Below are 3,235 nucleotides of genomic sequence, written 5' to 3'. Positions count from 1 at the left end.
TTCAATTTCATGACTTTGACATTGACGTCCAAACGTATGCAGAGCGTGGAAAAGAAAACGACTTCCCTCTTCTGAAAAAGTGTCCGCATTGCCGGGCCAAGCGCCCGTTGCACCGCCACGGTTACTATGAGCGAAACGCATTGACCCCACATGGTGATTATCGCATTTGGATTGTCCGGTATCGCTGTCGGGAATGCTTGAAGACGGTGAGTGTGCTGCCTTCCTTTCTCCTCCCGTATTTTCAGTATACGTTGTCCGCCATATGGCAAGTCGTGAAAGAGCAGTTGGGATTGACCGAGGGGACGAACCGGGCTCCGTTTCTCCCGACAAAGGACGGCATCATCTTTTATGTCCGGCGGTTCTGCCGAAACCTATCAAGCCTTCACAGCTTTTTTGCGAGGCGGTGGAGGATCATAGGCCCTATCGTGAAAAAAGAAAAGGAACGGGCTTCCTGGTGGATCCGGACGTTGGAGAAACACGGTCTCTATTCGGTCATCAGAGACATGTGGGAGGACGGATTCCGACACCCTTTTGCGAATCAAATGGGATCCTGATTTTACATACATATCCTAAATTGGAAATAGTTGAGGTTCCCACAAACCTTTCCTATCGACGGAGAAAAAGCGATCCGGTACGATAAGGGCAGACGGACCGGAACGGTCCTGATTCCAAGTGAGACAAGGAGGAGATTCGAATGGATGAGTCGATGAGACACGACATTGCCCTGTTTCGGTACGGGCTAATCGCTCCGTTGGTGAATGGGCAGGTGGAACCGAAGACGTATCTGAAAGAGGTGAGCGAGCGAGTGCACCATGTTCCCCACCAGGGCGACAAACGAATCGCAGCCAAGACGATCCTCGATTGGTGCACCCGATACAAAAAAGGGGGCTTTGACGCCTTAAAGCCGAAGCGCCGTTCGGACCGCGGCCACTCAAGGCGTCTGTCGCCCGATGATGAGGATCATATTTTAGCCCTAAGAAAAGAACATCCCACCATGCCCGTGACGGTGTTCTACGAACACCTGATCGAGCAGGGGGAAATCCCAGAAAATCATACCTCTTACTTTACTATATACCGATTGTTGAAAAAACACAACCTTGTCGGGAAAGAAATCTTGCCCATGCCGGAGCGAAAGCGCTTTGCGTATGACCAGATCAATGAGCTTTGGCAAGGGGACTTATCCCATGGACCAACGATTCGAGTCAATGGGAAAGCCCAGAAAACGTTTTTGATCGCCTATATCGATGACTGCTCGCGGTTTGTGCCGTACGCGCAGTTTTTCCCTTCGGAGAAGTTTGACGGGCTGCGGATCGTCACGAAGGAAGCGGTGCTTCGTTGCGGGAAGCCGAAGCGCATTTACTCGGACAACGGGAAAATTTATCGATCCGAGGTGCTGCAGTATGCGTGCGCCGAGATGGGAATTACGCTCATCCACACCCAGCCGTATGACCCGCAAAGCAAAGGGAAAATCGAACGGTTCTTCCGCACCGTACAGACGCGGTTTTATCCGCTGCTGGAGTTGGATCCCCCGAAGTCGCTCGAAGAGCTGAACGAGCGTTTTTGGAGGTGGCTTGAAGAGGAGTATCATCGAAAACCGCACGCCTCGCTGGACGGAAAAACGCCGCATGAGGTGTTTCAATCGCAAGTGCATCTCGTGTCGTTCATCGAAGATAGCGATTGGCTGGATGCGATTTTTCTGAAGCGGGAGCACCGCAAGGTCAAAGCCGATGGAACGATCACCTTGAACAAGCAGCTGTATGAAGTGCCGCCCCGGTTCATTGGGCAATCGATTGAACTCCGCTATGACGAACGGGGCGTCTATGTGTACGAAGATGGAAGGAAGGTGGCGGAGGCCGTTCGGGTTCGTTTGGAGGACAACGCCTATGTAAAACGCCATCGGTCCCCGTTTGCGGCGATTCCGGCGAAGGAGGGAGAACACGGTGTATAAATCGTTTTACTCCCTTTCGCGGGAGCCGTTTGCGAAAGAAACAGACCCGTCCGAGGCGTATCAAGGGGCGCCGTTTCAGGAAGCGTTGCGGGCGCTGGAGTACGTGAAACGAACCCGGGGGATCGGGCTGTTGATCGGAGAGCCGGGGGCGGGCAAGACGTTCGCCCTTCGGGCGCTGAAAGAGTCATTGAATCCATCATTGTATCATGTCGTCTACTTTCCGTTATCCACCGGAGGCGTGATGGATTTTTACCGTGGTTTGGCCTTGGGATTAGGAGAGGAACCGAAGTACCGCAAGGTAGACCTCTTCCGCCAAATCCAGCAGGCGATCGAGCGATTGTATCATGAACGGCGGATCACGCCGGTGTTCATTTTGGACGAGATGCATTTAGCGAAGGATGCATTTTTACAGGACATCGCGATCTTGTTCAACTTTGAGATGGATTCGACCAACCCATTTGTCTTGATTTTGGCCGGGCTGCCCCATTTACAGGGGAAGCTGCGGCTCAATCAGCACCGCCCTCTCGACCAGCGGATCATCATGCGATACCGGATGGGGCCGCTGGAGAAGGAAGAGGTGGCGGGCTACATCAAGCATCGGATGAAACAGGCCGGGGCGAAGCACCCGATCTTCACCCCATCGGCGTTAGAGGCGATTGCCCTGCAGTCGCGGGGATGGCCTCGGGTGATCAACACGTTGGCCACGACGTGCCTGTTATACGGGTATCAGCTGAAAAAGGACGCCATTGACGAAGAAGTGGTGCGCATGGCCGCAGAGGAAATGGGGTATTAGCATGAAAGGGGCCGAATCGGCCTCTTTTGTGCTTTTTCTTTTCCATCGGTCCATCAGGCGCGCTGGAAATCTTCATCTGAAAGAGCGTGCAAACGTTCCGAAAGAATGTGCAAAATCCGGAACAATCCGCAAAAATTTTGCACATTATTTCCGAATCCGCCTGAAATAATTTGAAAAAGGGATTCTGAAATAATGTGCTAGTTTACAACTGGCGGGAAAACGAAATTTTAACGGTTGTGTTGGAACTTTGTGAGGAAGTGGCAAAACGGGCTTACTATTGATATCACTAGTCCCTTCCCTCAGTCGTGCATTTCAAATGTTGATGGATGAATCACCCATTTGGTTAGAGGTGATTGTTACATTGACTAGAGTCTTTCTCTTCCTAATGATGATAAGTTTAATGTCAAAAAGTAATCTTAACGAACTAAAGGAAAAACAATTTTGGGATAAACTTATGCAATCTTGCTCTACCTACTTTAATAAGAATTGGCCTT

The 3,235-nt window shown here is 51.2% G+C and carries 3 protein-coding genes; all 3 read left to right on the top strand.

Features of this window, described 5'->3' with window-relative positions:
* On the top strand, positions 1–554 hold a 554-nt coding region (locus M948_RS43805; protein WP_081674877.1), incomplete at its 5' end, for a DUF6431 domain-containing protein.
* A gap of 140 nt (positions 555–694) precedes the next feature.
* Positions 695–1,948, top strand: a complete 1,254-nt coding sequence (locus tag M948_RS42410) for an IS481 family transposase (RefSeq protein WP_021292743.1) — start codon at positions 695–697, stop codon at positions 1,946–1,948.
* Positions 1,941–2,741 (top strand): ExeA family protein, encoded by an 801-nt coding sequence (locus M948_RS42405; RefSeq protein ID WP_011230382.1) that lies wholly within the window; start codon positions 1,941–1,943, stop codon positions 2,739–2,741. The genes M948_RS42410 and M948_RS42405 overlap by 8 nt, the downstream gene beginning before the upstream one ends.
* Positions 2,742–3,235: the final 494 nt, after the last annotated feature.

This window comes from Virgibacillus sp. CM-4, from assembly GCF_000445495.1.
GTDB lineage: Bacteria > Bacillota > Bacilli > Bacillales > Amphibacillaceae > Virgibacillus > Virgibacillus salexigens.
Note: the sequence above shows the minus strand (reverse complement) of the source record. Positions and strands in the feature narration are given on the sequence as shown.